Origin of the sequence: Corynebacterium uberis (assembly GCF_020616335.1) — a bacterium.
In the GTDB taxonomy this organism is placed as follows: domain Bacteria; phylum Actinomycetota; class Actinomycetes; order Mycobacteriales; family Mycobacteriaceae; genus Corynebacterium; species Corynebacterium uberis.
The window spans coordinates 369,656-393,875 of record NZ_CP085051.1 but is presented as its reverse complement, the minus strand read 5'-3'; the positions used below and the strand labels follow the sequence as shown (position 1 = coordinate 393,875).

The 24,220-nt window shown below is 64.3% G+C and carries 19 protein-coding genes; 8 read left to right on the top strand and 11 right to left on the bottom strand.

The features are described 5' to 3' along the window. Window positions 1-64 precede the first annotated feature (64 nt). The 6 genes from LH390_RS01775 to LH390_RS01750 all read left to right on the top strand — a co-directional run bounded on the left by LH390_RS01775 (window position 65) and on the right by LH390_RS01750 (window position 3,625). A complete protein-coding gene (locus tag LH390_RS01775) occupies window positions 65-601 on the top strand; it encodes an Asp23/Gls24 family envelope stress response protein (protein WP_227324345.1) in 537 nt (178 codons plus the stop codon). A gap of 109 nt (window positions 602-710) precedes the next feature. Then, on the top strand, window positions 711-1,127 hold the full coding sequence (locus LH390_RS01770) for a hypothetical protein (protein WP_227280880.1): 417 nt from the start codon (window positions 711-713) through the stop codon (window positions 1,125-1,127). Window positions 1,128-1,309: 182 nt separating this feature from the next. Beyond that, a complete protein-coding gene (locus LH390_RS01765; RefSeq protein ID WP_227280881.1) occupies window positions 1,310-1,507 on the top strand; it encodes a hypothetical protein in 198 nt (65 codons plus the stop codon). Beyond that, window positions 1,504-2,502: an Asp23/Gls24 family envelope stress response protein gene (locus LH390_RS01760; protein WP_227280882.1), complete on the top strand. Its 999-nt coding sequence runs from the start codon at window positions 1,504-1,506 to the stop codon at window positions 2,500-2,502. The genes LH390_RS01765 and LH390_RS01760 overlap by 4 nt, the downstream gene beginning before the upstream one ends. Further along, window positions 2,486-3,064 (top strand): DUF6286 domain-containing protein, encoded by a 579-nt coding sequence (locus LH390_RS01755; protein WP_227280883.1) that lies wholly within the window; start codon window positions 2,486-2,488, stop codon window positions 3,062-3,064. Before LH390_RS01760 ends, LH390_RS01755 begins: the two co-directional genes overlap by 17 nt. A gap of 3 nt (window positions 3,065-3,067) precedes the next feature. Then, complete coding sequence (locus LH390_RS01750) at window positions 3,068-3,625, top strand: alkaline shock response membrane anchor protein AmaP (RefSeq protein WP_227280884.1); 558 nt, start codon at window positions 3,068-3,070, stop codon at window positions 3,623-3,625. 15 nt (window positions 3,626-3,640) lie between these two features. On the opposite strand, the gene LH390_RS01745 is transcribed toward LH390_RS01750, so the two are convergent. The 6 genes from LH390_RS01745 to rpsL form a co-directional block, all read right to left on the bottom strand. Then, the gene (locus LH390_RS01745; RefSeq protein WP_227280885.1) at window positions 3,641-4,033 is read right to left on the bottom strand and encodes a hypothetical protein; all 393 of its coding nucleotides are present in this window, start codon (window positions 4,031-4,033) and stop codon (window positions 3,641-3,643) included. A gap of 133 nt (window positions 4,034-4,166) precedes the next feature. Continuing rightward, complete coding sequence (locus LH390_RS01740) at window positions 4,167-4,844, bottom strand: hypothetical protein (protein WP_227280886.1); 678 nt, start codon at window positions 4,842-4,844, stop codon at window positions 4,167-4,169. A gap of 84 nt (window positions 4,845-4,928) precedes the next feature. Continuing rightward, a complete protein-coding gene (gene tuf / locus LH390_RS01735; RefSeq protein ID WP_227280887.1) occupies window positions 4,929-6,119 on the bottom strand; it encodes an elongation factor Tu in 1,191 nt (396 codons plus the stop codon). 412 nt (window positions 6,120-6,531) lie between these two features. Beyond that, entirely contained in the window at window positions 6,532-8,655 is a 2,124-nt protein-coding gene (fusA, locus tag LH390_RS01730; RefSeq protein ID WP_227280888.1) for an elongation factor G, read from the bottom strand. Window positions 8,656-9,048: 393 nt separating this feature from the next. Next, window positions 9,049-9,516 carry a 30S ribosomal protein S7 gene (rpsG, locus tag LH390_RS01725; RefSeq protein WP_227280889.1) on the bottom strand — a complete coding sequence of 156 codons (468 nt, stop codon included), beginning with the start codon at window positions 9,514-9,516 and terminating at the stop codon, window positions 9,049-9,051. 3 nt (window positions 9,517-9,519) lie between these two features. Next, a complete protein-coding gene (rpsL, locus tag LH390_RS01720) occupies window positions 9,520-9,891 on the bottom strand; it encodes a 30S ribosomal protein S12 (RefSeq protein ID WP_227280890.1) in 372 nt (123 codons plus the stop codon). A 660-nt stretch (window positions 9,892-10,551) separates the two neighbouring features. On the opposite strand from rpsL, the gene LH390_RS01715 reads away from it, so the two are divergent. Both LH390_RS01715 and LH390_RS01710 read left to right on the top strand, forming a co-directional pair. Beyond that, window positions 10,552-12,450 carry a ribonucleoside triphosphate reductase gene (locus LH390_RS01715; protein ID WP_227280891.1) on the top strand — a complete coding sequence of 633 codons (1,899 nt, stop codon included), beginning with the start codon at window positions 10,552-10,554 and terminating at the stop codon, window positions 12,448-12,450. After that, the gene (locus LH390_RS01710) at window positions 12,443-13,075 is read left to right on the top strand and encodes an anaerobic ribonucleoside-triphosphate reductase activating protein (RefSeq protein ID WP_227280892.1); all 633 of its coding nucleotides are present in this window, start codon (window positions 12,443-12,445) and stop codon (window positions 13,073-13,075) included. The genes LH390_RS01715 and LH390_RS01710 overlap by 8 nt, the downstream gene beginning before the upstream one ends. 46 nt (window positions 13,076-13,121) lie before the next feature. Here the strand turns inward: LH390_RS01710 and LH390_RS01705 are convergent, their stop codons facing one another. The 5 genes from LH390_RS01705 to rpoB form a co-directional block, all read right to left on the bottom strand. Next, window positions 13,122-14,009 carry a hypothetical protein gene (locus tag LH390_RS01705; protein WP_227280893.1) on the bottom strand — a complete coding sequence of 296 codons (888 nt, stop codon included), beginning with the start codon at window positions 14,007-14,009 and terminating at the stop codon, window positions 13,122-13,124. Between the two features lie 58 nt (window positions 14,010-14,067). Next, window positions 14,068-14,463 (bottom strand): hypothetical protein, encoded by a 396-nt coding sequence (locus LH390_RS01700; protein ID WP_227280894.1) that lies wholly within the window; start codon window positions 14,461-14,463, stop codon window positions 14,068-14,070. 299 nt (window positions 14,464-14,762) lie between these two features. Continuing rightward, window positions 14,763-16,067 (bottom strand): MFS transporter, encoded by a 1,305-nt coding sequence (locus LH390_RS01695; protein WP_227280895.1) that lies wholly within the window; start codon window positions 16,065-16,067, stop codon window positions 14,763-14,765. A gap of 395 nt (window positions 16,068-16,462) precedes the next feature. Beyond that, window positions 16,463-20,473: a DNA-directed RNA polymerase subunit beta' gene (locus tag LH390_RS01690; protein WP_227280896.1), complete on the bottom strand. Its 4,011-nt coding sequence runs from the start codon at window positions 20,471-20,473 to the stop codon at window positions 16,463-16,465. 130 nt (window positions 20,474-20,603) lie between these two features. Beyond that, window positions 20,604-24,095 (bottom strand): DNA-directed RNA polymerase subunit beta, encoded by a 3,492-nt coding sequence (gene rpoB / locus LH390_RS01685; RefSeq protein ID WP_227280897.1) that lies wholly within the window; start codon window positions 24,093-24,095, stop codon window positions 20,604-20,606. Between the last annotated feature and the right edge of the window lie 125 nt (window positions 24,096-24,220).

Here is a 24,220-nt window from a genome sequence, read left to right as displayed (position 1 = left end):
AGCGCTGCAATGCACACCACGACCGATTGTTTGAAGCAGCAAGTACAACAACCAAGGAGTGAACATGGCTGAGCAGAACACCCCCGCGAAGAACAACACCGCGGCCACCGCGGCGTCCAAGGAGTCCACCGAGGTTGCCAAGAACGACAACCTTCACACCTCCCACGGCAAGACCCAGATCGAAGACAACGTTGTGGGCAAGATCGCCGGCCTGGCTGCCCGTGAGGTCACCGGCGTGCACGCCCTCGGCGGCGGCGGAGCCCGTACCGTGGGCGCCATCCGTGAGGCTTTCGGCGCTGGCGAGAACATCCAGCAGGGTGTGGACGTGGAGGTCGGCGAGCGCCAGGCCGCGGTGGATCTGTCCATCGTCGCCGAGTACGGCGTTGCTATCCACGAGCTGGCCGAGGCCATCCGCCGCAACATCATCAAGGCCATCGAGCGCATGACCGGCCTGGAGGTCACCGAGGTCAACGTCAACGTCACCGACGTGCACCTCGAGTCCGACGATGACGATGAGGACGAGGACGCAGAGAAGAAGGAGAAGGAAGCCGCTCGTGCGCGCGCCCGCGCCGAGGAGACCTCCACTCCCCGCGTCCAGTAGTTTCCCCACCGCCCGGGGCCCGGCCGGACCAACGTACTCCTAGCCCGGCCGGCCCCAGGCCAGGCACCTTTCGCATCAACCGCTTTGACGAGGAATCGGGTTGTCACCTATGACCACTGAAGATCCCATCGCGTATGAGGACGCCCGCGCCATCGCCGACGGCATCACCGCCCTCGACGGTGTGGCGCACCTCCACGCCGGACACTTCGGAGAAAAGGCCCTGCTCTTCCCAGGGGAGCGCATCCCCGGGCTGCATGTGACCACGTCTTCCGAAGACGATTCGGAGCACCTGGAGGTTCGTGTCGTCGCGGACTTGCACGCACTCAATGAGTCCGGTTCGAGCCTGCATGACCTTGGCCAGGACATCCGGCGCATCGCGCAGGGGCCAGCCCAGGGCCACGGCGTCGGGCGCAGCCCCTTCCCGGTTGACGTCATCATCGTCGATGCCGTCGAGCATGCCGAGCCGCAGTCTGAGGAGTCGGAGTCTTCGTCCGTCGCCACCGCAGTGCGCCGCAATCGTGACTGACGCCTCGCCCTAGGCTCGCCCGGGCTTAACCGGCACGCGCCTAGGACGGGACACGCAGTTTTTACTCGACGCTAGCTTTTCATGGGCGGCGCTTTCGCGAAGACCCTGGTCGCCTCGCAGACGACCTCGGCACCACCGCGAGAGTGCCGCCATCCTACTTTCATCCCACTTGAGGAATACGCATGAAGAACTTGACAGTAATTGGCATCGCCATCGGGCTGGCCGTCGCGCTGGCCACCGCCATCGGGGGCTTCCCCGGCTTCCTGTGGGCCCTCGTTTTCGGGGCCGTCGGCGGAGTCGTTGGCGCCCACTTCGAAGGCCGCATTGACCTGAAGACGGTGTGGGACCAGCTCACCTCCGCACGCGGAGGTAGGGGGTGACCGCCGCGCAGCGCGGCACCGCACCTGAGTCCACCACCCGGACCTTACCCACCGACATGACCGTCACAGACGGTGCCGCCAGTACAACAGGTGTTGGTGGGCACGTAAACATCAGCGAAAAGGCCGTCTCCCGCGTCGTCGCCGCCGCCACCCGCGCGGTGCCGGGGACCGTGGAAGTGGGACGCACGCTTGAGCGCATCGCCTCACGCAGCTTCCCGCGTTTTGACGTCCTGGTCGACCAGGATCGGCGCATCGCCTCCATCGAGGCCTACATCGCCGTCGCCTGGCCGTCGCCGGTGACCAGCGTTGCTGAACGCGTCCGGGAGACCATTACCGATTGGGTCCAGGGCATGACCGGCCTGAAAGTCGACCACGTCAACGTGGTGGTCGGCTCCGTGGTCAACACCTCCCAGCGGGTCTCGCAGACGTTCCTCGACGCCCACGCGCTGGTCCCACAGATCACGCCCGTTAAGGTCCGGGAACTACCCGTGCGCTCCCCCGAGATCAAGCCCGCCAGCGCGGCCCGCTCCACGCAGCGCCCGCTTGCCGACGTCGCGGTGGTCTCCACCGCACGCGAGGTCCCGGTGGAAGTGCGCCCCAACAATGTCGCCGACGTTCCGGTCACCATAACCGGCACGCCGGAGGCCACCACCCCCGTGGAAGTTCGCTCGAACTCCCGCGAGGTGGCCATCTCCGTACCGGAGGAGACCCCGCTCAAGGCCGTCTCCGCACCAGACGACGTACCCACCGTGCCCGTCTCCGTGCCGGAAGAGACCCCGCTCAAGGCCGTGCAGGTGCCGGACTTTGCGGATCGCCTCATCGAGGTCTCCGTGCCCATCCAGCGCCCGCTGAAGCCCATTGAGGTGCGCCAGGCCCCGGTTATCTCAGTGCACGAACCAGCCGAGCGTCCCTTGACCCCCATCAGGGTCATTCCGCTGTCGCCGCTGAGCCCGTCGAACACGAAGGGAGCCAGCCGCCATGGCCGAGTCCGCTGACATCACTTTCCACCCGGGGCAGGAGCCGAAGGGTTCCCCCATCGCCCGGGGCACGGCCATCCTGCTCGGCCTGGTGCTCATTGGCATCGCCGCCGTGGCGGGCCGGGAGCTGTGGATCCACTATTCGGATTCCACCACCTGGACCAGTTGGCTCAACCCCCTGGCTGACAACCTGGCGCAGAACCGCTTCCAGGATTGGATGATCCCGGCCGCGATTTTGTCCCTGCTGGTGGGCATCGTGCTGTTTGTTATCGCGCTGCGCCCCCGCCGGCGCACGCACCGCCAGCTGACCTCCGAGGTGTCCCTGTGGGCCCGCCCGGTGGACATTGCCCGCTACAGTACGGCGTCCGCCAAGCGGGTGCCCGGCGTGTCTTCCGCGTCTACCACGGTCAAGCGCAACGGGATCACCCTGGCCGCCGACTGCTCCAGCGCCGACCCGGCGTTGGAAGAGCGGGTGCGCAGCTCCGTGCAGGCGCGCCTCGCGCCCATCGTGGGCGATACTCCCCTATCCGTGCGGCTGACCCGCCCGGATTACACCCAGCAGACCCAGGAGGTGAACTAAACCATGAGTCGTGGACTTGCCGGTTTGGATAGGACCGTCATCTTCCTGCTGTCTCTCATCGCGATTGCCGCCGGTCTGTGGGGCATCGGCGTGTGGGCGAACATTGATGTGGCCAACCAGATTGGCCAGCACATCGATGCCGGCCAGATCAAGACGTTCCAGGACACCGTCTGGTATGAGGTGACCCTCTGGGCCGTGCTCATCCTGGGCGTCATCCTGGGAATCTGGTGGATCCTGGCCAACCTGAACCCGCGCGGTTTCAACCGGGTGCGTTCCTCCGCCTCGAATCACTCCGGCGCTATTGACCTTGCGCTTCAGCGCATCGCGTCGGCTGTGGACGAGCACCTTGAGGAGCTGCCCCGCGTCAACCGGGTCAACCACAAGGTGGCCATGGACCGCTCCCGCCCGACGATCGCCTGGACTGTTAATGCCGAGGCGACCGCCGACCTGGGCCAGCTACGCCAAGCTATCGAGCAGTCTGAGCGCGACTTCCGCACCGCCGTGCGCGATGTGGACGTGGACACCGTGTACAAGCTCCACCTCTCCCCCGTGGAGTCTTAACACACCGCTCGCATTTCAGCCGGCGTTCCCCGCTTGGGGCCGCCGGCTTTTGTGTGCCCCCAGCATCCCGATGGCCACGGCGCACAACCCCAGCGGAATCCCCACCAACAGCCACACTCCGGCGACCAGCAGGCCACCCATGCCGTCGTCTTCGGCCACCGGGACGCACAGCACCACCACAGCCACGGCCGCCGCCGCCCCTGCGGTGCCTCCCAGTGCCCCGGCAAGCGGACTGGCCCAGCGGTGCCGCATGGTGGGCCGCAGAACCAGCAGGGTGATGGCCCCCACCACGGTCGGCAGCCCCCACATTGCCCATGCCGGCGCGCCCACGAGCGTGTCCCACAGGCCCCACACAATGCCCACCGTTGCCGCCCCCTTCGCCGCGAGCACCGCCTCGGTGCGTGCCACGGGCCACCCCTGAGCTCCGTGTCTATCCGAGAAATTGCGGAGCACCACATGCCCGACAATCCAGGGGAACGCGCAAAACAGCACAAGATTGGCGCCAAAGGCCACGAACTGCATCACCATGACTCGCCCTTTTTTACACAGAGATGGGGAACACCGCAGAAATCTCCGGCAATGTCACCGTAGCGCTATATGGGTCCTCCAAGGCCAGTGGCTCCCCGACGACACCGCGCAGCACGCGGGTCCACGCCAGCTTTTCGACGTCCGTCGTGCGCCGTCCCCGCAGGTACGCTCGCGCTGGGCGGGACAGCACCACCATTCCCGCCCCATCGGCAAGCTCCACTCCGTAGAGGCCTTCCCCGGGGCGCAGGCCCGTCAGGTCGCTGCGCACCGGGCCGTCAAGGATGTCGATGGCCACTGCAATGCCTAATCTGTGCGGCGTGCCGTTGGTGTCCGTCAGCGTGCACGGCCAGTTCAGCCGGACGGAATCGGTGGGCGCGAACGTCCACCTTCCGGGGGCCACACGCCCGGCAGGGTCGCGCACCACCACCGTGTGTGCCTTCGTGTCAATCGTGAGCCAGTAGGCCGGACTTTCGGTGCGCACGAGCGCGAGGGTGGGGTGGGCGGCGTCGAGAAGCGAGGGAGCCATAGCGTGCAGGGCCTCGAGGTGGTCGAGGAGTTCGGCGTCGCTGGTGGCCCACCCCACGCCGCGGTTGGCCAGTTCGCCCCAGATGGCTGCGAGGGGGAGGTCGGGTTGGCCTTCCCAGACGCGCTCGAGGGCACGCAGGACGTCGGGGATGCGGGAGGGGTCCATGGGCTCATTGTAGGGATAGCAAAAACCCGCCTGGGATAAGCCCAGGCGGGTTAAACAGTGCGGGTAGTACCCGCTAAAAGATCATTACTTGATGATCTTGGTGACGCGGCCGGCGCCCACGGTGCGGGAGCCTTCGCGGATGGCGAAGCGCAGGCCCTCGTCCATGGCGACGGGCTGGATCAGCTCAACGCGCATCTCAACGTTGTCGCCGGGCATGACCATCTCGGTGCCCTCGGGGAGGTGCACAACGCCGGTGACGTCGGTGGTGCGGAAGTAGAACTGCGGACGGTAGTTGTCGAAGAACGGGGTGTGGCGGCCGCCCTCATCCTTGGACAGGACGTAGACGGAGCCCTCGAACTCCTGGTGCGGGGTGTAGGCGCCCGGAGCGGTGACAACCTGGCCACGCTCGACGTCCTCGCGCTTGATACCGCGCAGCAGCAGACCACAGTTGTCGCCAGCCTCGGTGTAGTCCAGCAGCTTGCGGAACATCTCGATGCCGGTGACGGTGGTGTGGGTGGCCTTGTCCTTGATGCCGATGATGTCAACGTCCTCGTTGACGTTCAGGCGACCACGCTCGACACGGCCGGTGACCACGGTGCCACGACCGGTGATGGTGAAGATGTCCTCGATGGGCATCAGGAAGGGCTGGTCGGTGGCGCGCTCCGGGTCCGGGATGGACTCGTCGACGGCGTCCATGAGCTCGACGATGGACTCAACCCACTTCTCGTCGCCCTCAAGAGCCTTCAGAGCGGAGATGTGGACGATCGGAGCCTCTTCGTCGTACTCCTGCTCGGCCAGCAGCTCGCGGATTTCCATCTCGACGAGCTCGATGATCTCCTCATCATCCACCATGTCGCACTTGTTCAGCGCAACGAGGATGTAGGGGACGCCCACCTGGCGCGCGAGCAGCACGTGCTCACGGGTCTGCGGCATGGGGCCGTCGGTGGCGGCCACAACCAGGATCGCGCCATCCATCTGGGCGGCGCCGGTGATCATGTTCTTGATGTAGTCGGCGTGGCCCGGGGCATCCACGTGAGCGTAGTGACGCTTCGGGGTGGAGTACTCAACGTGGGAGATGTTAATCGTGATACCACGCTCCTTCTCCTCCGGCGCCTTGTCGATGGCGTCGAAAGCGAAGGCGGTGTTCTCCTCGGGGTACTTGTCCGCCAGTACCTTGGTGATCGCCGCGGTGGTGGTGGTCTTGCCGTGGTCGACGTGACCGATGGTACCGATGTTGACGTGCGGCTTCGTACGCTCGAACTTCGCCTTTGCCACTGTATGCCCTCCTGGACTTCATGGTGGCTACGACTCTCGCAGCCACGTGGTTATTTCTGCCGGCTTACCGGCGGGCACTCACCCGAAAACAGGCGTGCACAATCGCCGGACGACAGTTACACAATGTGCCAGTTACTTGATCCTAGGTTTTAGCCGGGCGATTTTCAAACCCAACCCCCAATGAATCAGTCCCGGGGGACGCACCGCCTGCCGCATCCTGCGGCGCGGTTGGTCCGTCCCTGCAACCTAGCACCTCACCTTCCCAGATGCCACATGCCCCCGCGGCCTGGACCTTTGCCGCCAGGACGCTCCCGGAACGCCACCGTTTCGCCCCTGTTGCACAGAAACGAAACCCCGCCTCCCCCGGTGTATGCCGGGGTGGCGGGGCACGTGTGGCGCGCGCTAGCCAGGATTAGTGGCCGCCACGCTCCTCGATGATCTGCTGGGAAACGCTGGAGGGCACCTCACCATAGGAATCGAAGATCATGGTGTAGTTGGCGCGGCCCTGCGTCTTGGAGCGCAGGTCGCCGACGTAGCCGAACATCTCGGACAGCGGCACCTTGGCCTTGACAACCTTCGCACCGGCGCGGTCATCCATGGCGGAGACCTGGCCGCGGCGGGAGTTGATGTCGCCGATGACTTCGCCCATGTACTCCTCGGGCGTGATCACCTCGACGGCCATGAGCGGCTCGAGCAGGATCGGCTTAGCCTTGGCCACGGCCTCCTTGAGCGCCTGGGAACCGGCGATCTTGAAGGCCATTTCGGAGGAGTCCACCTCGTGGTAGGCGCCGTCGAGCAGGGTGGCCTTGATGTTGACCAGCGGGTAGCCGGCCAGGTAGCCGTACTGCATGGCGTCCTGGATGCCGGCGTCCACGGAGGGGATGTACTCCTTGGGCACGCGACCACCGGTGACGGCGTTGTCGAACTTGTAGGTTGCGGACTCGCCTTCCTCCAGCTCGTCCTCGCTCGGGTTGTAGGGCTCCAGGGCGATGATGACCTTGGCGAACTGGCCGGAACCACCCGTCTGCTTCTTGTGGGTGTATTCCAGCTTTTCCACGGGCTTGCGGATGGTCTCGCGGTAGGCAACCTGCGGGGCGCCCACGTTGGCCTCAACCTTGAACTCGCGCTTCATGCGGTCCACCAGGACGTCCAGGTGGAGCTCGCCCATGCCGCCGATGACGGTCTGGCCGGTCTCCTCGTCGAGCTCGACGGTAAACGTCGGGTCCTCTTCGGCGAGCTTCTGGATGGCCACGCCCAGCTTCTCCTGGTCGGACTTGGTCTTCGGCTCGATGGAGACCTTAATAACCGGGTCCGGGAAGTCCATGGACTCCAGGATGATCGGGTCGGACTGGGCGCACAGGGTGTCGCCGGTGGTGGTGTCCTTCAGGCCAATGACGGCATAGATGTTGCCGGCGTGGGCGAAGTCCACCGGGTTTTCCTTGTTGGAGTGCATCTGGAAGATCTTGCCCACGCGCTCCTTCTTGCCCTTGGTGGAGTTGAGCACCTGGTCGCCCGGCTCCAGCGTGCCGGAGTAGACGCGCACGAAGGTGAGCTTGCCAAAGAACGGGTGTGCCGCGATCTTGAAGGCCAGGGCGGACAGCGGGGTGTCATCGGAGGGCTTACGGGTCAGCTCAACCGACTCGTCGCCGACCTTGTGACCGTGCACCTCTCCGACGTCGAGGGGAGTGGGCAGGTAGTCCACGATGGCGTCGAGAAGCGGCTGCACGCCCTTGTTGCGGTAGGCGGTACCGCACAGCACGGGGTAGAGCTCAGAGTTGACGGTCATCTTGCGGATGGCGCCCTTGATTTCCTCGACGGTGAGTTCCTCGCCGCCGAAGTACTTCTCCATGAGGGCTTCGTCGGACTCGGCAACGGCCTCGAGTAGCTTCTCGCGGTATTCCTCGGCCTTGTCCTGGAGCTCGGCGGGGATCTCGGTGTGGGTCGGCTCGGCACCAACCTCAACCTTGCCCGGCCACATGATGGCCTCCATGTTGATCAGGTCGACCACGCCGTCGAAGTCATCCTCGGCGCCGATGGGCAGCTGGAGGACCAACGGCTTGGCGCCGAGGCGGTCCACGATGGTGCCCACGGTGTAGTAGAAGTCAGCGCCCAGCTTGTCCATCTTGTTGACAAAGCAGATACGCGGGACGTCATACTTGGCGGCCTGGCGCCACACCTGCTCGGACTGCGGCTCCACGCCTTCCTTGCCGTCGAAGACGGCGACGGCACCGTCGAGCACGCGCAGGGAGCGCTCCACCTCGACGGTGAAGTCGACGTGGCCCGGGGTGTCGATGATGTTGATCTGGTGGCCGTTCCAGAAACAGGTCACGGCGGCAGACGTAATGGTGATGCCGCGTTCCTTTTCCTGCTCCATCCAGTCGGTGGTGGAGGCGCCATCGTGGGTCTCGCCGACCTTGCGGTTGATACCCGTGTAGAAGAGGATGCGCTCGGTCGTGGTGGTCTTACCGGCGTCGATGTGCGCCATGATGCCGATGTTGCGGACCTTGTGGAGGTCCTTGAGCACTTCTTGTGCCACTGTTTTTACCCCAACTCGTTAGTTGTCGGATGCCCCGCGCACTGCGTGCTGCACTGTTTGTTTCAGCGCATGTCAGCGCGCGACGACCTCCTAGGCGGATAATTCTTGTTCAATTTTGCCACTGGGCGCTACCCCGGGCATCTCAGACGCGTGCGGCGGCGGCCGGACAAAGCCAGGCCACACCCAGACTCAGCGCAGCGCTTACGCGTTGCGCCATCTGTGCGCGCACCTCGCCCGTGAAGCTAGCAGACCAAAAGACCCACTCGCATCCGATGCGCTCGGTCCCGCGCGGCGCACGCCAATGAGGGTGCAACGCACGGACGCGAGGTGCCGGCTAGCGGCAGCGCAGGTTCGCCGAGTGGGCCTTGGTGCTGAGCCATGACTGGCCTGGTACTACCAGCGGTAGTGGGCGAAGGCGCGGTTGGCCTCGGCCATCTTGTGGGTGTCCTCGCGCCGCTTGACGGAGGCGCCCAAACCGTTGGAGGCGTCCAGGATCTCATTGGCCAGGCGCTCCATCATCGTGTGCTCACGACGCTGGCGGGTGAACGTGACCAGCCAGCGCAGGGCCAGGGTGTTGGAGCGGGCCGGGCGAACCTCGACCGGCACCTGGTAGGTGGCGCCACCGACGCGGCGGGAGCGGACCTCCAGGTCGGGGCGGATGTTGCCCAGGGCCTTGTCCAGGGTGCCCACCGGGTCGGTGCCGGTCTTCTCACGGCACTTCTCCAGCGCGCCGTAGACGATGCGCTGCGCGGTGGACTTCTTGCCGTCCAGCAGGACCTTGTTCACCAGCTGGGTGACCAGCTCGGAATCGTAGACCGGGTCCTTGATGATCGGGCGCTTAGGAGCTCGAGACTTACGCACTGTTTACTTCTCCTTCTTTGCGCCGTAGCGGGAACGGGCCTGCTTGCGGTCCTTCACGCCCTGGGTGTCCAGGGTGCCGCGGATGATCTTGTAACGCACACCCGGAAGGTCCTTCACGCGGCCGCCGCGCACGAGCACCATGGAGTGCTCCTGCAGGTTGTGGCCCTCGCCCGGGATGTAGGCGGAGACCTCGATGCCGGAGGTCAGGCGCACACGGGCGACCTTCCGAAGGGCGGAGTTCGGCTTCTTAGGGGTGGTGGTGTACACGCGGGTGCACACGCCACGGCGCTGCGGGGAGCCCTTCAAGGCGGCGGTGGAGACCTTCGCCGTCTTATCGTGACGCCCCTTGCGCACGAGTTGCTGAATAGTGGGCATAGTGTCGCTTTCTTCTCGCGGAAGCCTCGCGGCACGGGCTGCGGGGTGGCCCCTTGCGCCGCGCACGTACTTCCGACTTACGTGTGTAGATCTGTGTCGCCTCGCGGGAGGCCCCTAGGCGGTCACGCGCACGGGGCGCGTTTCCCGTTTTGGGCATGCACAAGGAAGGGGCTCTAGTGACGGGGCCGCTTCCGTTGTTTCTCCCTGCCGCGGTGGTGCCGATTTCCGGCTTTCCTGCGGGCATGAGGCTCCCACGCCACAATGGGCGCGAGACTTCCCGGCACATTACCAGCACACCGCCCCGCCCCGCAAGCTCACGCCTCGCGTTTCACTAAGAGCTTATCGACGCCCCCTCCCCCACCGCCGCCACGCCCGTCACCCACGCACCCCCGGAGAGCCCTCACACTCGCTGTACAGCGCTTTTGCCTACCCCCGGGGCCGGGCGCGATCCACCCGGCCGGCAGGCCCTACACCTTGGGGCGCGGGTCACGCGCGGGATCCTGCGGTTTTCGGCCTTTCCCTATCAATTGTTCATTACATTGAACCACTACATGTAGGGCCTGTGACAATTGCCACCACCATATAATCAACTAACCCCGAATCATCTTGGAATAATTACACCATTGAGATTCGCTCGCGGGCTGGCGTAGGGTCCGGGTCATGACCTCCTCCACAGCACCCCGCACCCACGCCACACAGCACGCCACATGCCCCGCCGCGGAGCACCAGGCAGCCACCCCCGCAGCTCCCGCCGCGCCCACCGCAGCTCCCGCCGCGCGCACCGCAGCCGTAGACCCCGGCGCCACCATCAGCGAATACCTGGACCGCTCCGACTGGCGCGTCAACGCCAACGCCAACCAGGACTACTCGCTCGGCGGGATGATCCTGAATACCTCCGGCAAGGTCACCGCCAACTACTGGCTGGATCACGTATTCTCCCCCGAGGCGGGCCGCGCCCACCGCGAGGGCGACATCCACATCCACGACCTGGACATGCTGTCTGGCTACTGCGCCGGCTGGTCCCTGCGCCAGCTGCTAGAGGAGGGCTTCGGCGGCGTGCCTGGGGCCATCTCTTCCGCCCCGCCGCGCCACTTCTCGTCTGCGTGCGGGCAGATGGTCAACTTCCTGGGCACCCTGCAAAACGAGTGGGCCGGTGCGCAGGCGTTCTCCAGCTTTGACACCTACATGGCGCCGTTCGTCCGGCTTGATCGCCTCACCCGCGACCAGGTGGTGCAGTACATGCAGGAGTTCATCTTCAACCTCAACGTGCCCTCGCGCTGGGGCACCCAGACCCCCTTTACCAACCTCACCTTCGACTGGGTGTGCCCGCAGGACCTGCGCGATCAGGTGCCGTTCATCGGCGGGGAGCCTGTGGACTTCACCTACGGGGACCTCCAGCCGGAGATGGACCTGATCAACGCCGCGTTCATCGAGGTCATGTCCGCAGGCGATGCCGATGGGCGGCCGTTTACCTTTCCCATCCCCACCTACAACATCACCAAGGACTTCGACTGGGACAGCCCGAACACGGAAGCGCTGTTCGCCATGACGGCGCGCTATGGGCTGCCGTACTTCCAAAACTTCATCAACTCCGACCTCGACCCCGGCATGATCCGCTCCATGTGCTGCCGCCTCCAGCTCGACCTGCGCGAACTGCTCAAGCGCGGCAACGGTCTGTTCGGCTCGGCCGAGCACACCGGCTCCATCGGGGTGGTCACCCTCAACCTTGCGCGACTGGGCTACCTGCATGCAGGGGACTGGGAGGGGGTGCTTAGCGACGTCGATACGCTCACCGAAGTAGCCATCGAGACGCTGGAGCGCCGCCGCACCACCGTCGGCGAGCTCATCGAAGCCGGCCTCTACCCCTACACCCGGCGCTGGCTGCCCAGCCTGGACAACCACTTCTCCACCATCGGCGTCAACGGTGCCAATGAGATGGTGCGCAACTTCACCGGCGATGCCTATGACATCACCGACCCCCAAGGCCACCAGATGGTCGTGGACCTGCTCGACCACCTCAACGAGCTGCTGGTTTCCGCCCAGGAAACCACCGGGCACCTGTACAACCTGGAGGCCACCCCCGCCGAGGGTGCGACCTACCGCTTTGCCCGCGAAGACCGCGCCCGCTTCCCTGGCATCCTGCAAGCCGGGACCGACGCCGAGCCCTACTACACCAACTCCTCCCAGCTGCCCGTCGCCCACACCCCCGACCCCTTCGCCGCGCTCGCCGCCCAGGAGGACCTGCAAACCCGATACACCGGCGGCACCGTTCTCCACCTCTACATGGGCGCTGCCATGAGCTCCCCGCAGGCCTGCGCCACCCTGGTGCACCGCGCCCTGGAAAACTTCCGCCTGCCCTACATCACCATCACCCCCACCTTCTCCATCTGCCCCAACCACGGCTACCGCTCCGGCGAACACCCCCACTGCCCCGACTGCGGCGAAACCACCGAAATGTGGACCCGCGTCATGGGCTACTTCCGCCCCGTAGCCAGCTTCAACACCGGCAAAAAGGGCGAATTCCACGAGCGGCAATACTTCCAGGAAACCCATGCCTGACCTTGCCATCGCCGGGCTAATCCCCTTCTCCGCCACCGATTGGCCCGACCACCTCACCGCCACCATCTTCACCCAAGGCTGCCCCTGGCGCTGCACCTACTGCCACAACCCCACCCTCCAACCCTTCCGCAGCGGTGAGGTGACCTTCGCTGACGTGCTCGACCACCTGGATCAGCGCCGCGAGCTTCTCGACGGCCTGGTCATCTCCGGCGGCGAACCCACCGCACAACCCCACCTGCCCCACGCCATCGCCGCCACCCACCACCACGGCTTCAAGGTAGGACTGCACACCTGCGGCTACGCACCCAAACGCCTCGCCGCGCTTCTCGACGCCCCCGCCACCACCCCCGACTGGATCGGCATCGACATCAAAGCCCTACCCGCCGACCTGCCCGCCGTGGTCGGCCGCCCCGCCCACATCGCCGCAGCCTCCTGGCAATCCCTGCGCATCGTCGCCGCCAGCGGCATCGACTGCCAGATCCGCACCACCGTCTGGCCCAACAGCATCCTGGAAAAGCACCTACCCCAACTCCAGGATGAGGTAGCCGCCCTGGGCCACACCCTGCACGTCCAATGGGCCCGCGGAGTCGACGCGGAAGGGGTGTATATGCAGCAGGCAGGGTGAGGTCAACGGCGCAGGGGTGCGCGTGGAGGGGTTGCCGGCTGCCCCGCTAAGGGGCAAACGTTGCCGCGCTGACCTCGGCAGGAGGCCACGGCGCACCACCGTCAATATATTCCTCGTACAACCACCCAGGCTGAAAAGGCAGCACACAACTGCGCACGCCGTCCATTAATTCTTCAACGCTACGAGGGGACTTGTTTTCCACCCCATCCCAATAACTGCCGTACACCCCATCACAGGAGCAATCACCCATCAAGCCCGGACGCGTGCGCACTAGATGCGGGAAATGCCCTTGGAATACGCCAAAGAGGACGTCACTGCGCGGGCGTCCCAGGACCTCGAATCTTTCAATCTCCAGGGATCCAGGCTCGGCCGACACCCGCAAGCGACGCTCGAGTTGTCTTATTTCCTGCTCACCGTCAGGGAACCCCGCAATCTGACGCAACCCAGACCCGGCATCCCTCACAAACGCCACCCAACACGGCGTACCCGTCGGGGCACACGCTTCAGCCTCCCGCTGACCAGGCACACTGGTCAAAGGCCAGGCACAACCATCCGCGAAGAACCCTTCCCGCTTCCACCCCGGACGAAACGGAAGGACGTAGTGCTGCACGATCTGCATGAGCTCACGCGGATCTAAGGGGAACGAGCGAGAAAAGGCCTCCCAAAAGTCCGCATAGACACGGGTGACGTTGGGGTCATCGACGTCATCGTCATCCCAGACCGACTTCTTGGCACTGCCGCTGAGCACGATGAAGCCCACATCCCCGATCTCACCCCCGTGCACCTGGTAGTCCTGCCACCGCAGGACACACCCCGGAAACCGACTGGAAAGCTCCGCCTCCAGCTGATGAAGCTCCACCTCAGAGGTGGGAAACCCGGCCAGCGGCTCGCCATAGGTCTCCGGATTAAACGCATACGCCACGTATTGGATCATTGCTGCTCCTGCCGAGGTTTCACCCTGCTAGCGCTGAAGGACTCCGCTGCGCGACGGCCTAGTTGACTGCGATCGTGCAGGACCCGGGTTTCCCCGTCGTCCCTCCAGCATGGACCTGGATTCTGTCAATATCGCCGTTATAGATTCCGCTGGGGATATGCACCCCACGCTGGTTCGGTGCGAGTTGGAAGGACTCGTTCTTCACCTTGCCGTCATTGAGAAAGATGTCCAGCGTGACCTTGTCGCCTGGGTCCCCCCAGTACGTGATGTACGCCGTGTTTTTCTCATGGTCAATATCTATGACGGAGGGATCACACAGCCCATCGTGGGAGACCGCCCCAAGGATCGGCTGGCCCGCCGATCGCGTGGGCTTTTCAGGAATCGTCTTGCTCTGCGCTGGCGGCTCATCTGCATCCTGCCCCGCACATGCTGCAGCGAAGGGGGCTATGAACACGGTCAGGAGTGCAACTGGAACATGGCGGTACACGGTGGCTCCTTACAGTAAGTGCGTCACCCATTGTGCCTGATGCGTTGATCGGCTGCGTTCCAGCCTTCGCCCCCGGAGAGCTCTCACCCCCAACAACGCTTTCCGCCACCCCTTGGGGCCGGGACGGCGTCTCAGGAGTGGATGCTCAGGATGAAGCACTGCCACCGAAACGCCCGAGCTCATCGCCAATCCCTAGCGCTGCGCCTGTCATTGACAGGCACCAGCCATCCGCGAGAACGCACGCCCCACAGACCTTCACCGGGTGCTCACACGATCTCCTTTTCCACAGTTGTGGACCCGATGCCAGCCTCCGAGGGCCACACCCGCAAACGCCAGAGCCACGCCGGAGCGAAGACAATCCCTGCAACCGCTACCCACATTGCTAATTGCAAGGAAAATGCCGTAGCCAGAACCCCGCCAATCAAAAAGCCAGGGACCTCTCCCGCAAGAGCAATCGTGCGTTCCGTTGCCGAGATCTCGCCTACCATTGAGTCCGGCGAGCATTGCTGCCTGGCCGTATTAAATAGGACGATGCACAGGACCATACATAAGCCGAAAATAAATTCCGCTAGCCCAACAATCGATACACGAACGAGGGTTGATTCACTCAGTTGCGAAGCGAGCATGAGAGCAATGCTCAGCGCTGGCAGTCCTATAGATAATGCATAGATCCCCCTCGCCCTCTCAGAAGAAAACGAGGTACTTGCCGCCACCGCCCCCACCAAACCCCCTATCGCGCCAGCTACGCCCACGACGGACAAGGCCCACGGCCTGAAGCCCAAGACCTGGACGCAATACACCACGAACACGGCCTGGAAGACCGCGCTGAAGAAGTTGAAGTGAAACGAGGTAAGGGTAAGCCTTTTGAGAAAAATGCTTCCAAAGATATACCGCAAGCCCCTGAGCGAAGATCCATGAAGTTCCGAAGAGGACTCATCGACCGCATCTGCCCGGGCGCGGGAAAAATACTCACCAAGCTTGCCCGAACGCCTAAGCCCAACCCACAGGATTAAAGAAAGACCAAGGGCCAGGCCGAAGCTCACCCCACCAACTGCCATAGTGGTGGCAAACGTCAGCACACTGACCACGATGCCGCCGAGCGCAATTCCACCCAGCTCTGAGATGACACCAGAGCTGCGAAGCAGCGAGTTTGCCCTATTCAGAGATTGAGTGTTGCGGCCGACGACCGAAACAATCGTTGAATTGACCCCGGCCTCATTAATAAGGTTGGACACTCCCAAAATAAAAAAGCAAACAAACAGTATGGCGAAAGCAGGACACGCATAGAGGGAAAGCGCAACCGAGGCGCATCCGATCAGCCGGAGAGCATTGGCGATGGTGATTGCCGTGGCTCCTGGCACGCGGTCGATGAACGCCGCTACCACAAGCCCAAACGCCAGGGCGGCGGCAGATTCCATGAGGTTGAGGCATGCCACCTGCATGGGCGAAGCATCGAAGACTTCGAGTGCTGCCAGCGGGAGCGCAAACACCGCTATTTGCATGCCTATAGCGCCTAAAAGTTCAGCACCGGCGAGCACCAACACTGTCCGGTCACTATGTGCCTTGATCATCGTTAATCCTGCAACGCTCGCTGAGACCATCCCGACGCGTGGTCTGCCTGTGGGTGTGATTCAAAGGGACACCGCCCCATTGCCCTATCTGGCGCGGAGGTGGAAAGCCTAGGCAATACCCACCCAGTCAGAGGGCTCCACCGCATCGACACCGAGGGTGACTGTACGGAGTCTCATCCCGGAGGAGTTTAACCCAGGAGGCGCGCCCGGTGATGGCTAACCACGATGCTCTTTCAACACATGTCAACAAACAAACTGACCCGCGTAGTCGACAGTGACACCAAGGCGCCGCGAAAGCCAGTTCTCCCCCACCCCACCCAACACAAAACCCCGAGGCACCCCTGCGTGCAGGGGACCTCGGGGCGTGCGCTTTCAGGCCGGCGGCCTAGCTGGCCTTACATGTCGAAGGCCTCATCCAGCGGGACGGAGGCGCCGGTGAAGTCGCCGTAGCCTTCCTCGCTGTAGATGGAATCCCCGTAGGTGGGGATGGCGTAGGCCGCGTTGCGCGCCGCCTCGGTCGGCTTGACCGAGATGTTGCGGTAGCGCGAGATGCCCGTGCCGGCCGGGATGAGCTTACCGATGATCACGTTCTCCTTGAGCCCGATGAGCTTATCGGAGCGCTTGTTGATCGCGGCGTCGGTAAGCACGCGGGTGGTCTCCTGGAAGGAGGCCGCCGACAGCCAGGACTCCGTGGCCAGCGAGGCCTTGGTGATACCCATGATCTCACTGCGCAGCTCGGCGGGGCGCCCGCCGGCGGCGATGGCCTCGGCGTTAGCGGCCTTGGCCTCGGAGAGATCGGCAAGGGTGCCGGGCAGGAACTCGGTGTCACCGGAGTCAATGACCGTACCGCGACGCAGCATCTGGCGAATGATGATCTCGATGTGCTTGTCGTGGATGGCCACACCCTGGGTACGGTAGACCGCCTGGACCTCATCGATGAGGTGCTTTTCCACACCGCGGCGGCCCAGAACCTCGAGCACGTCGTGCGGATCGGCGGGGCCGCGCAGCAGGCGGTCGCCCACATCCACGTGGTCGCCTTCGCGCAACGCGCGCTCGATCATGGCCTGCGGGTTGGACTCCATCGGGCGGCGCACCTGGGCCAGGCCCTGGCGCTTGGACAGCTTCTCATAGACTACGTTGTCGCCGCCGTCATCCGGGGTGATGGTCAGGGTGTAGAAGTTGCCTTCGTCCTCCAGGTGGATGGTGCCGGCCACAGAGGCGATCGGGGCGCGGTTCTTAGGAACGCGGGCCTCGAAGAGCTCCTGCACACGCGGCAGACCGCCGGTGATGTCGCCACCGACACCGCCCTGGTGGAAGGTACGCATGGTCAGCTGGGTGCCGGGCTCGCCAATGGACTGGGCGGCCACGATGCCCACGGCCTCTCCGATGTCCACCTGGTGGCCAGAGGCCATGGACTTGCCATAGCACTTGGCGCACACGCCGGTGGGCGTCTGGCAGGTCATCACGGAGCGGACCTTGACGTCGGCCACGCCGGCGTCAACGAGCAGCGCGATGTTGGCTTCGGTCAGGTCAGAGCCGCCGGCGAGGATGAGCTCGCCGTCCTCGCCCTTGACGTCGGTAGCCAGCACGCGGCCGGCGACCGAGGTCTCGATGAGCGGGTGAGGGACGTGCCCTGTGACGGTTCCGGCGGCGTCGACAAGCGCCTCGGTGACCGGCACGCGCACACCTTGACGGGTACCGCAATCCTCCTCGCGGACGATGACGTCCTGCGCCACGTCCACCAGACGACGGGTGAGGTAGCCGGAGTCTGCGGTACGCAGGGCGGTATCGGCCAGGCCCTTACGCGAACCGTGGGAGTTGTTGAAGTACTCCAGAACCGACAGGCCCTCGCGGAAGGAGGTCTTGATCGGGCGGGTGATGTAGTCACCCTTGGAGTTCACAACCATGCCCTTCATGCCGGCCAGCGTCCAGATCTGACGCATGTTGCCCGCGGCACCGGACTTCACGATCATCGGGATCGGGTTGTCATCCGGATACAGCTTCTCGACGGCCTCGCCGACCTCGTCGGTGGCATCCTTCCACAATTCCACGAGGCGGTCGTAGCGCTCGCGCTCGGTCAGCGCGCCCTGCTCCCAGAACTTCCGCTCGATCTGACGGGCATCCGCCTCGTAGCGCTCCAGGATCTCATGCTTGTTGGGCAGCACCAACACGTCAGACATGGAGATGGTCACGCCGGAACGGGTGGCCCAGTAGAACCCGGCGTCCTTCATCTTGTCCATGGTCTGCGCCACGGTGATCATGGGGTAGGTGGCAGCCAGCTCATTGATCACGTCGCCGAGCAGGATCTTGCCGGACCCGCCGCCCTTGCGGACCATCACGCCCTCAAGGTACGGGTAATCCCACGGCAGCAGCTCGTTGAACATGATGCGACCCAGCGTGGTCTTAGCCAGCCACTCCTGGCCGCGCTCCCAGCCATCGGGGAACTGCTCAGCCTCAATATCCTGCGGCGGGCGCAGGTGAGAGATGCGCACGTGGATGGGGGCCTGCAGGCCCAACACGCCACGGTCGCGCGCCATGATCGCCTCCGCCATGGAGGTGTACACGCCGCGTGCGGGAGCATCCTCGGTGGCCTCGCGGTAGGCGCCCTGGCCGCCGATCTCATCTTCACCCTTATCCATGGTGAGGAAGTACAGGCCGGTAACCATATCCAGACGCGGCATGGCCAGCGGCTTGCCGGAGGCCGGCGACAGGATGTTGTTGGAGGCGAGCATGAGCACGCGGGCCTCCGCCTGCGCCTCTGCCGACAGCGGCAGGTGCACGGCCATCTGGTCGCCGTCGAAGTCGGCGTTGAAGGCCTCACACGCCAGCGGGTGCAGCTGGATGGCCTTACCCTCCACGAGCTTGGGCTCGAAGGCCTGGATACCCAGGCGGTGCAGCGTCGGGGCGCGGTTGAGCATCACCGGGTGCTCGGCGATAGCCTCTTCCAGCACGTCCCACACCTCGGGGCGCTGGCGCTCCACCATGCGCTTGGCGGACTTGATGTTCTGGGCGTAATCGTGCTCCACCAGGCGCTTCATGACGAAGGGCTTGAACAGCTCCAGCGCCATGAGCTTGGGCAGACCACACTCGTGCAGCTTGAGCTGCGGGCCGACGATAATCACCGAACGGCCGGAGTAGTCCACACGCTTACCCAGCAGGTTCTGGCGGAAGCGGCCCTGCTTGCCCTTGAGCAGATCAGACAGGGACTTCAGCGGGCGGTTACCCGGGCCGGTGACAGGACGGCCACGACGGCCGTTATCAAACAGCGCATCCACGGACTCCTGCAGCATGCGCTTCTCATTGTTCACAATGATCTCGGGCGCGCCGAGGTCAATCATGCGCTTGAGGCGGTTGTTGCGGTTGATCACGCGGCGGTAGAGATCGTTCAAGTCCGAGGTGGCAAAGCGGCCACCGTCAAGCTGAACCATCGGGCGCAGCTCCGGCGGGATGACCGGGATGGCATCCAACACCATGCCGGCCGGATCATTACCGGAACGCTGGAACGCGGCGACGACCTTGAGGCGCTTGAGCGCGCGCATCTTCTTCTGGCCCTTGCCGTTGTTGATGGTCTCGCGCAGGGACTCCGCCTCCGCGTCGAGATCAAAGTTACGGATCAGGGTCTGGATGGCCTCAGCGCCCATGCCGCCGGTGAAGTAGTCCTCATAGCGGTCGACGAGCTCGCTGTAGATGTTCTCATCGATGATCATCTGCTTGGGCGCGAGCTTGACAAAGGTCTGCCAGATCTCGTCCAGGCGATCCACCTCGCGCTCGGCGCGCTCGCGGATGTGCTGCATCTCCTTGTTGGCGGCGTTTTGCACCTTGCGGCGCGCGTCGGCCTTGGCGCCGGCGGCCTCCAACTCGGCCAGGTCTTCTTCCAGCTTCTGGGCACGCTCGGCGATCTCCGACTCCGCGTCGGCCTCCGCGTCCTTTTTCTCCAGCAGCATCTCGGCTTCCAGAGTGGTCAGGTCGGCGTGGCGGGCTTCATCATCAACGCTGGTGATGATGTTGGCCGCGAAGTAGATGATGCGCTCCAGGTCCTTCGGAGCCAGGTCCAGCAGGTAGCCCAGGCGAGAGGGCACACCCTTGAAGTACCAGATGTGGGTCACGGGTGCGGCGAGCTCAATGTGGCCCATGCGCTCACGGCGCACCTTGGACTTGGTCACCTCGACGCCACAGCGTTCACAGATGATGCCCTTGTAGCGGACTCGCTTGTACTTACCGCAGGCGCACTCCCAGTCCCGGGTGGGGCCAAAGATGCGCTCGCAGAACAGGCCGTCCTTCTCCGGCTTGAGGGTGCGGTAGTTGATGGTCTCCGGCTTCTTTACCTCGCCCTTGGACCACCGACGGATGTCGTCGGCAGTGGCCAGGCCGATCCGAAGCTCGTCGAAGAGGTTGACGTCAAACACGTACTATCCCTTTCACCTTTCCCCCGCGCGCAGATCGCGGGGGTTTAAGGGGATTTTCAAATGGCGACTAATGGGGGAACTTGTCAGCTGCGTGGGGTGCAGCTGGCGCGTGGGGTGCTACCCCTCGCGCCTATGCGATGTCGGCGTCGGAGCGCTCATCACGGGACAGGTTGATGCCCAGTGAGGTGGTCTCCATATCGTCGTCAGAGCCGGACAGTTCCATCGGAGTTCCGTCCACGGACAGCACCTCAACGTTGAGGCACAGGGACTGCAGCTCCTTAAGCAACACCTTGAAGGACTCCGGAATGCCCGGATCCGGGATGTTCTCACCCTTGACAATCGCCTCATAGACCTTGACGCGGCCCACCACGTCATCGGACTTGATGGTCAACAGTTCCTGCAGGGTGTAGGCGGCGCCGTAGGCCTGCATGGCCCACACCTCCATCTCACCGAAGCGCTGGCCACCGAACTGGGCCTTACCGCCGAGCGGCTGCTGGGTGATCATGGAGTACGGGCCGGTGGAACGGGCGTGGATCTTCTCATCCACCAGGTGGTGCAGCTTCAGCATGTACATGTAGCCCACCGAGACCGGGTAGGGGAACGGTTCCCCGGAGCGGCCGTCGAGAAGCATGGTCTTGCCGTCGCCGTCCACGATGACGTCGCCGTCGCGGTTCGGCCGGGAGTTCGCCAGCAGACCGGCAACCTCCGCATTGGTCGCACCGTCGAACACCGGGGTGGCGGTCAGGGAGCCCGCCGGGACGTCATAGAGGTCCTTGGGCAGGGTCTTGATCAACTCGGCGTTCTTGGGATCCTCCGGATCCACCTTCCAGCCGGCGGCGGCCAGCCAGCCCAGGTGCGTTTCCAGCACCTGACCAATGTTCATACGCCGCGGCACGCCGTGGGTGTTCAGGATGATGTCCACGGGGGTGCCATCGGCCATGAACGGCATGTCTTCCGGCGGCAGGATCTTGCCCACCACGCCCTTGTTGCCGTGGCGGCCGGCCAGCTTATCGCCGTCCTGGATCTTGCGCTTCTGGGCCACGTAGACGCGGATCATCTCATTGACGCCAGCGGCCAGATCATCATCGTCCTCGCGGGAGAAGCGGCGCACGCCGATGACCTTGCCGGTCTCGCCGTGGGGCACCTTCAGGGAGGTGTCGCGCACCTCGCGGGCCTTCTCGCCGAAGATGGCGCGCAGCAGGCGCTCCTCCGGGGTCAGCTCCGTCTCACCCTTCGGGGTGACCTTGCCCACCAGGATGTCGCCGGCGCGCACGTCCGCACCAATGCGCACGATGCCGCGATCGTCCAGGTCCCGCAGCACGTCCTCAGAGACGTTCGGGATCTCCCGGGTGATCTCCTCGGCGCCCAGCTTGGTATCGCGGGCATCAATCTCATGCTCCTCGATGTGAATCGAGGTGAGGATATCTTCCTCCACGATGCGCTGGTTGAGGATGATGGCGTCCTCATAGTTGTGGCCCTCCCACGGCATGAACGCCACGAGCAGGTTGCGGCCCAGCGACATCTCGCCGTGCGCAGTACCGGGGCCATCGGCGATGACCTGGCCCTGCTCCACGCGGTCGCCCACGTTGACCAGCGGGGTCTGGTTATAGCAGGTGCCCTGGTTGGTGCGCTCGAACTTGCGCAGCAGGAAGGTCTGGCGGGAGCCCTCATCATCCATGATGGTGATGAAGTCCGCGGAGACATCCTCCACCACGCCGGAGCGGTCAGCGATGACCAGATCGCCGGCGTCATAGGCGGCACGCGACTCCATGCCGGTGCCCACCAGCGGCGCCTCCGAGCGCAGCAGCGGCACGGCCTGGCGCTGCATGTTCGCACCCATGAGGGCACGGTTGGCGTCGTCGTGCTCCAGGAACGGAATCATGGCGGTAGCCACGGACACCATCTGGCGCGGGGAGACGTCCAGGTAGTCCACGCCGGAGGCGTCGGTGACCTGAATGTCGCCGTCCTTGACGCGCACCTCAATGCGGCCCTGGGTGATCGTGCCGTCAGCAGCAACCTCGGTGGAGGCCTCCGCGATGGCAAAGCGGTCTTCCTCATCGGCGGTGAGGTACTCGACAGTATCGGTGACCTTGCCATCTTCGACCTTGCGGTACGGGGTCTCAATGAACCCGAACGCATTGACGCGCGCGTAGGTGGCCAGCGAACCGATCAGGCCAATGTTGGGGCCCTCAGGGGTCTCAATCGGGCACATGCGGCCGTAGTGCGAGGGGTGAACGTCGCGGACCTCAATGCCGGCGCGCTCACGCGACAGGCCGCCCGGGCCCAGCGCGGACAGGCGGCGCTTGTGGGTCAGGCCGGACAGCGAGTTGTTCTGGTCCATGAACTGGGACAGCTGCGAGGTACCAAAGAACTCGCGGATGGCAGCAGAAACCGGGCGCACGTTAATCAGGGACGTCGGGGTGATGGACTCCGCGTCCTGGGTGGTCATACGCTCGCGGACCACGCGCTCCATGCGCGACAGGCCCACGCGGACCTGGTTTTGGATCAGCTCGCCGACGGTACGCAGGCGGCGGTTACCAAAGTGGTCAATGTCATCGGTCTCCACGGGGATGGTCTGCCCGTTGGGAGCGGTCATGGTCCGCTCACCGGCGTGCAGGCGCACCAGGTACTCCAGGGTGGTGGCGATGTCCTCTTCGGTCAGCGTCATCAGGCCGTCATGGTCGCCGCCCAAGCCCAGCTTGCGGTTGACCTTGTAGCGGCCCACCTTGGCCAGGTCATAGCGCTTGGCGCGGAAGAAAGAGTTATCCAGCAGGGACTGCGCCAGCTCGCGGGTGGGCTGCTCGCCGGGGCGCTGCTTGCGGTAAATCTCCAGCAGGGCCTGGTCGGTGTTGTCCACGCCGTCATTTTCCAGCGTGGTCATCATCAGCTCGGAGAAGCCGAAGCGCTGGGTGATCTGCTCGGTGGTCCACCCAAGGGCCTTGAGCAGCACGGTGACCGGCTGGCGACGCTTACGGTCAATGCGCACACCAACGGTGTCACGCTTGTCCACGTCGAACTCCAGCCACGCGCCACGCGAGGGGATAACCTTCACGGAGTGCAGCGGCCGCTCGGTGGACTTATCGATGGTCCGGTCGAAGTACACGCCGGGGGAACGCACCAGCTGGGAGACAACCACACGCTCGGTGCCGTTAACAATGAACGTGCCCTTGTCCGTCATCATCGGGAAGTCGCCGATGAAGACGGTCTGGGACTTGATCTCCTGGGTGTCGTTGTTAATAAACTCCGCGGTCACATACAGCGGCGCGGAATAGTTGATGTCCTTTTCCTTGGACTCCTCGATGGAGTTCTTCACGTCCTCGAAGCGCGGCTCGGACAGGGACAGCGACATGTTGCCCGAGTAATCCTGGATCGGGGACAATTCGTCGAGGATGTCCTCCAGGCCGCTGGTCACGCGGGCCTCGGGGCCACGCTCCTCTTGCTGGCGCGCACGCCAATCGGACGTGCCAATAAGCCACGCGAAAGATTCACGCTGCAGGTCAAGCAGACCTGGGATCTCAATGGGCTCCGAGTACTTTGCAAAGGAGTAACGGTTAGGAGCTCCGGGGATGTCGGCCACTGACTTGGTCTGGCGGGAGACTGCCAAGATGGGTCCTTCCAGCACCTCACGCGGACGCCGGTTGCATGGGCCAACAACCGACTAGAATCCGCTGGTAGTTTTAGCATTCTGTCTGCTGTGGAGTCGCCGCCCCCAGATAGCACAAAGTCACCTTGTCAAGTCACTTCAAA

Excerpts from the sequence above, each read along its gene's own strand:
- LH390_RS01775 (WP_227324345.1), top strand. The coding sequence starts at position 65 with ATGGCTGAGCAGAACACCCCCGCGAAGAACAACACCGCGGCCACCGCG.
- LH390_RS01770 (WP_227280880.1), top strand. The coding sequence starts at position 711 with ATGACCACTGAAGATCCCATCGCGTATGAGGACGCCCGCGCCATCGCC.
- LH390_RS01765 (WP_227280881.1), top strand. The coding sequence starts at position 1,310 with ATGAAGAACTTGACAGTAATTGGCATCGCCATCGGGCTGGCCGTCGCG.
- LH390_RS01755 (WP_227280883.1), top strand. The coding sequence starts at position 2,486 with ATGGCCGAGTCCGCTGACATCACTTTCCACCCGGGGCAGGAGCCGAAG.
- LH390_RS01750 (WP_227280884.1), top strand. The coding sequence starts at position 3,068 with ATGAGTCGTGGACTTGCCGGTTTGGATAGGACCGTCATCTTCCTGCTG.
- LH390_RS01740 (WP_227280886.1), bottom strand. The coding sequence starts at position 4,844 with ATGGACCCCTCCCGCATCCCCGACGTCCTGCGTGCCCTCGAGCGCGTC.
- rpsL (WP_227280890.1), bottom strand. The coding sequence starts at position 9,891 with ATGCCCACTATTCAGCAACTCGTGCGCAAGGGGCGTCACGATAAGACG.
- LH390_RS01715 (WP_227280891.1), top strand. The coding sequence starts at position 10,552 with ATGACCTCCTCCACAGCACCCCGCACCCACGCCACACAGCACGCCACA.
- LH390_RS01710 (WP_227280892.1), top strand. The coding sequence starts at position 12,443 with ATGCCTGACCTTGCCATCGCCGGGCTAATCCCCTTCTCCGCCACCGAT.
- LH390_RS01705 (WP_227280893.1), bottom strand. The coding sequence starts at position 14,009 with ATGATCCAATACGTGGCGTATGCGTTTAATCCGGAGACCTATGGCGAG.
- LH390_RS01695 (WP_227280895.1), bottom strand. The coding sequence starts at position 16,067 with ATGATCAAGGCACATAGTGACCGGACAGTGTTGGTGCTCGCCGGTGCT.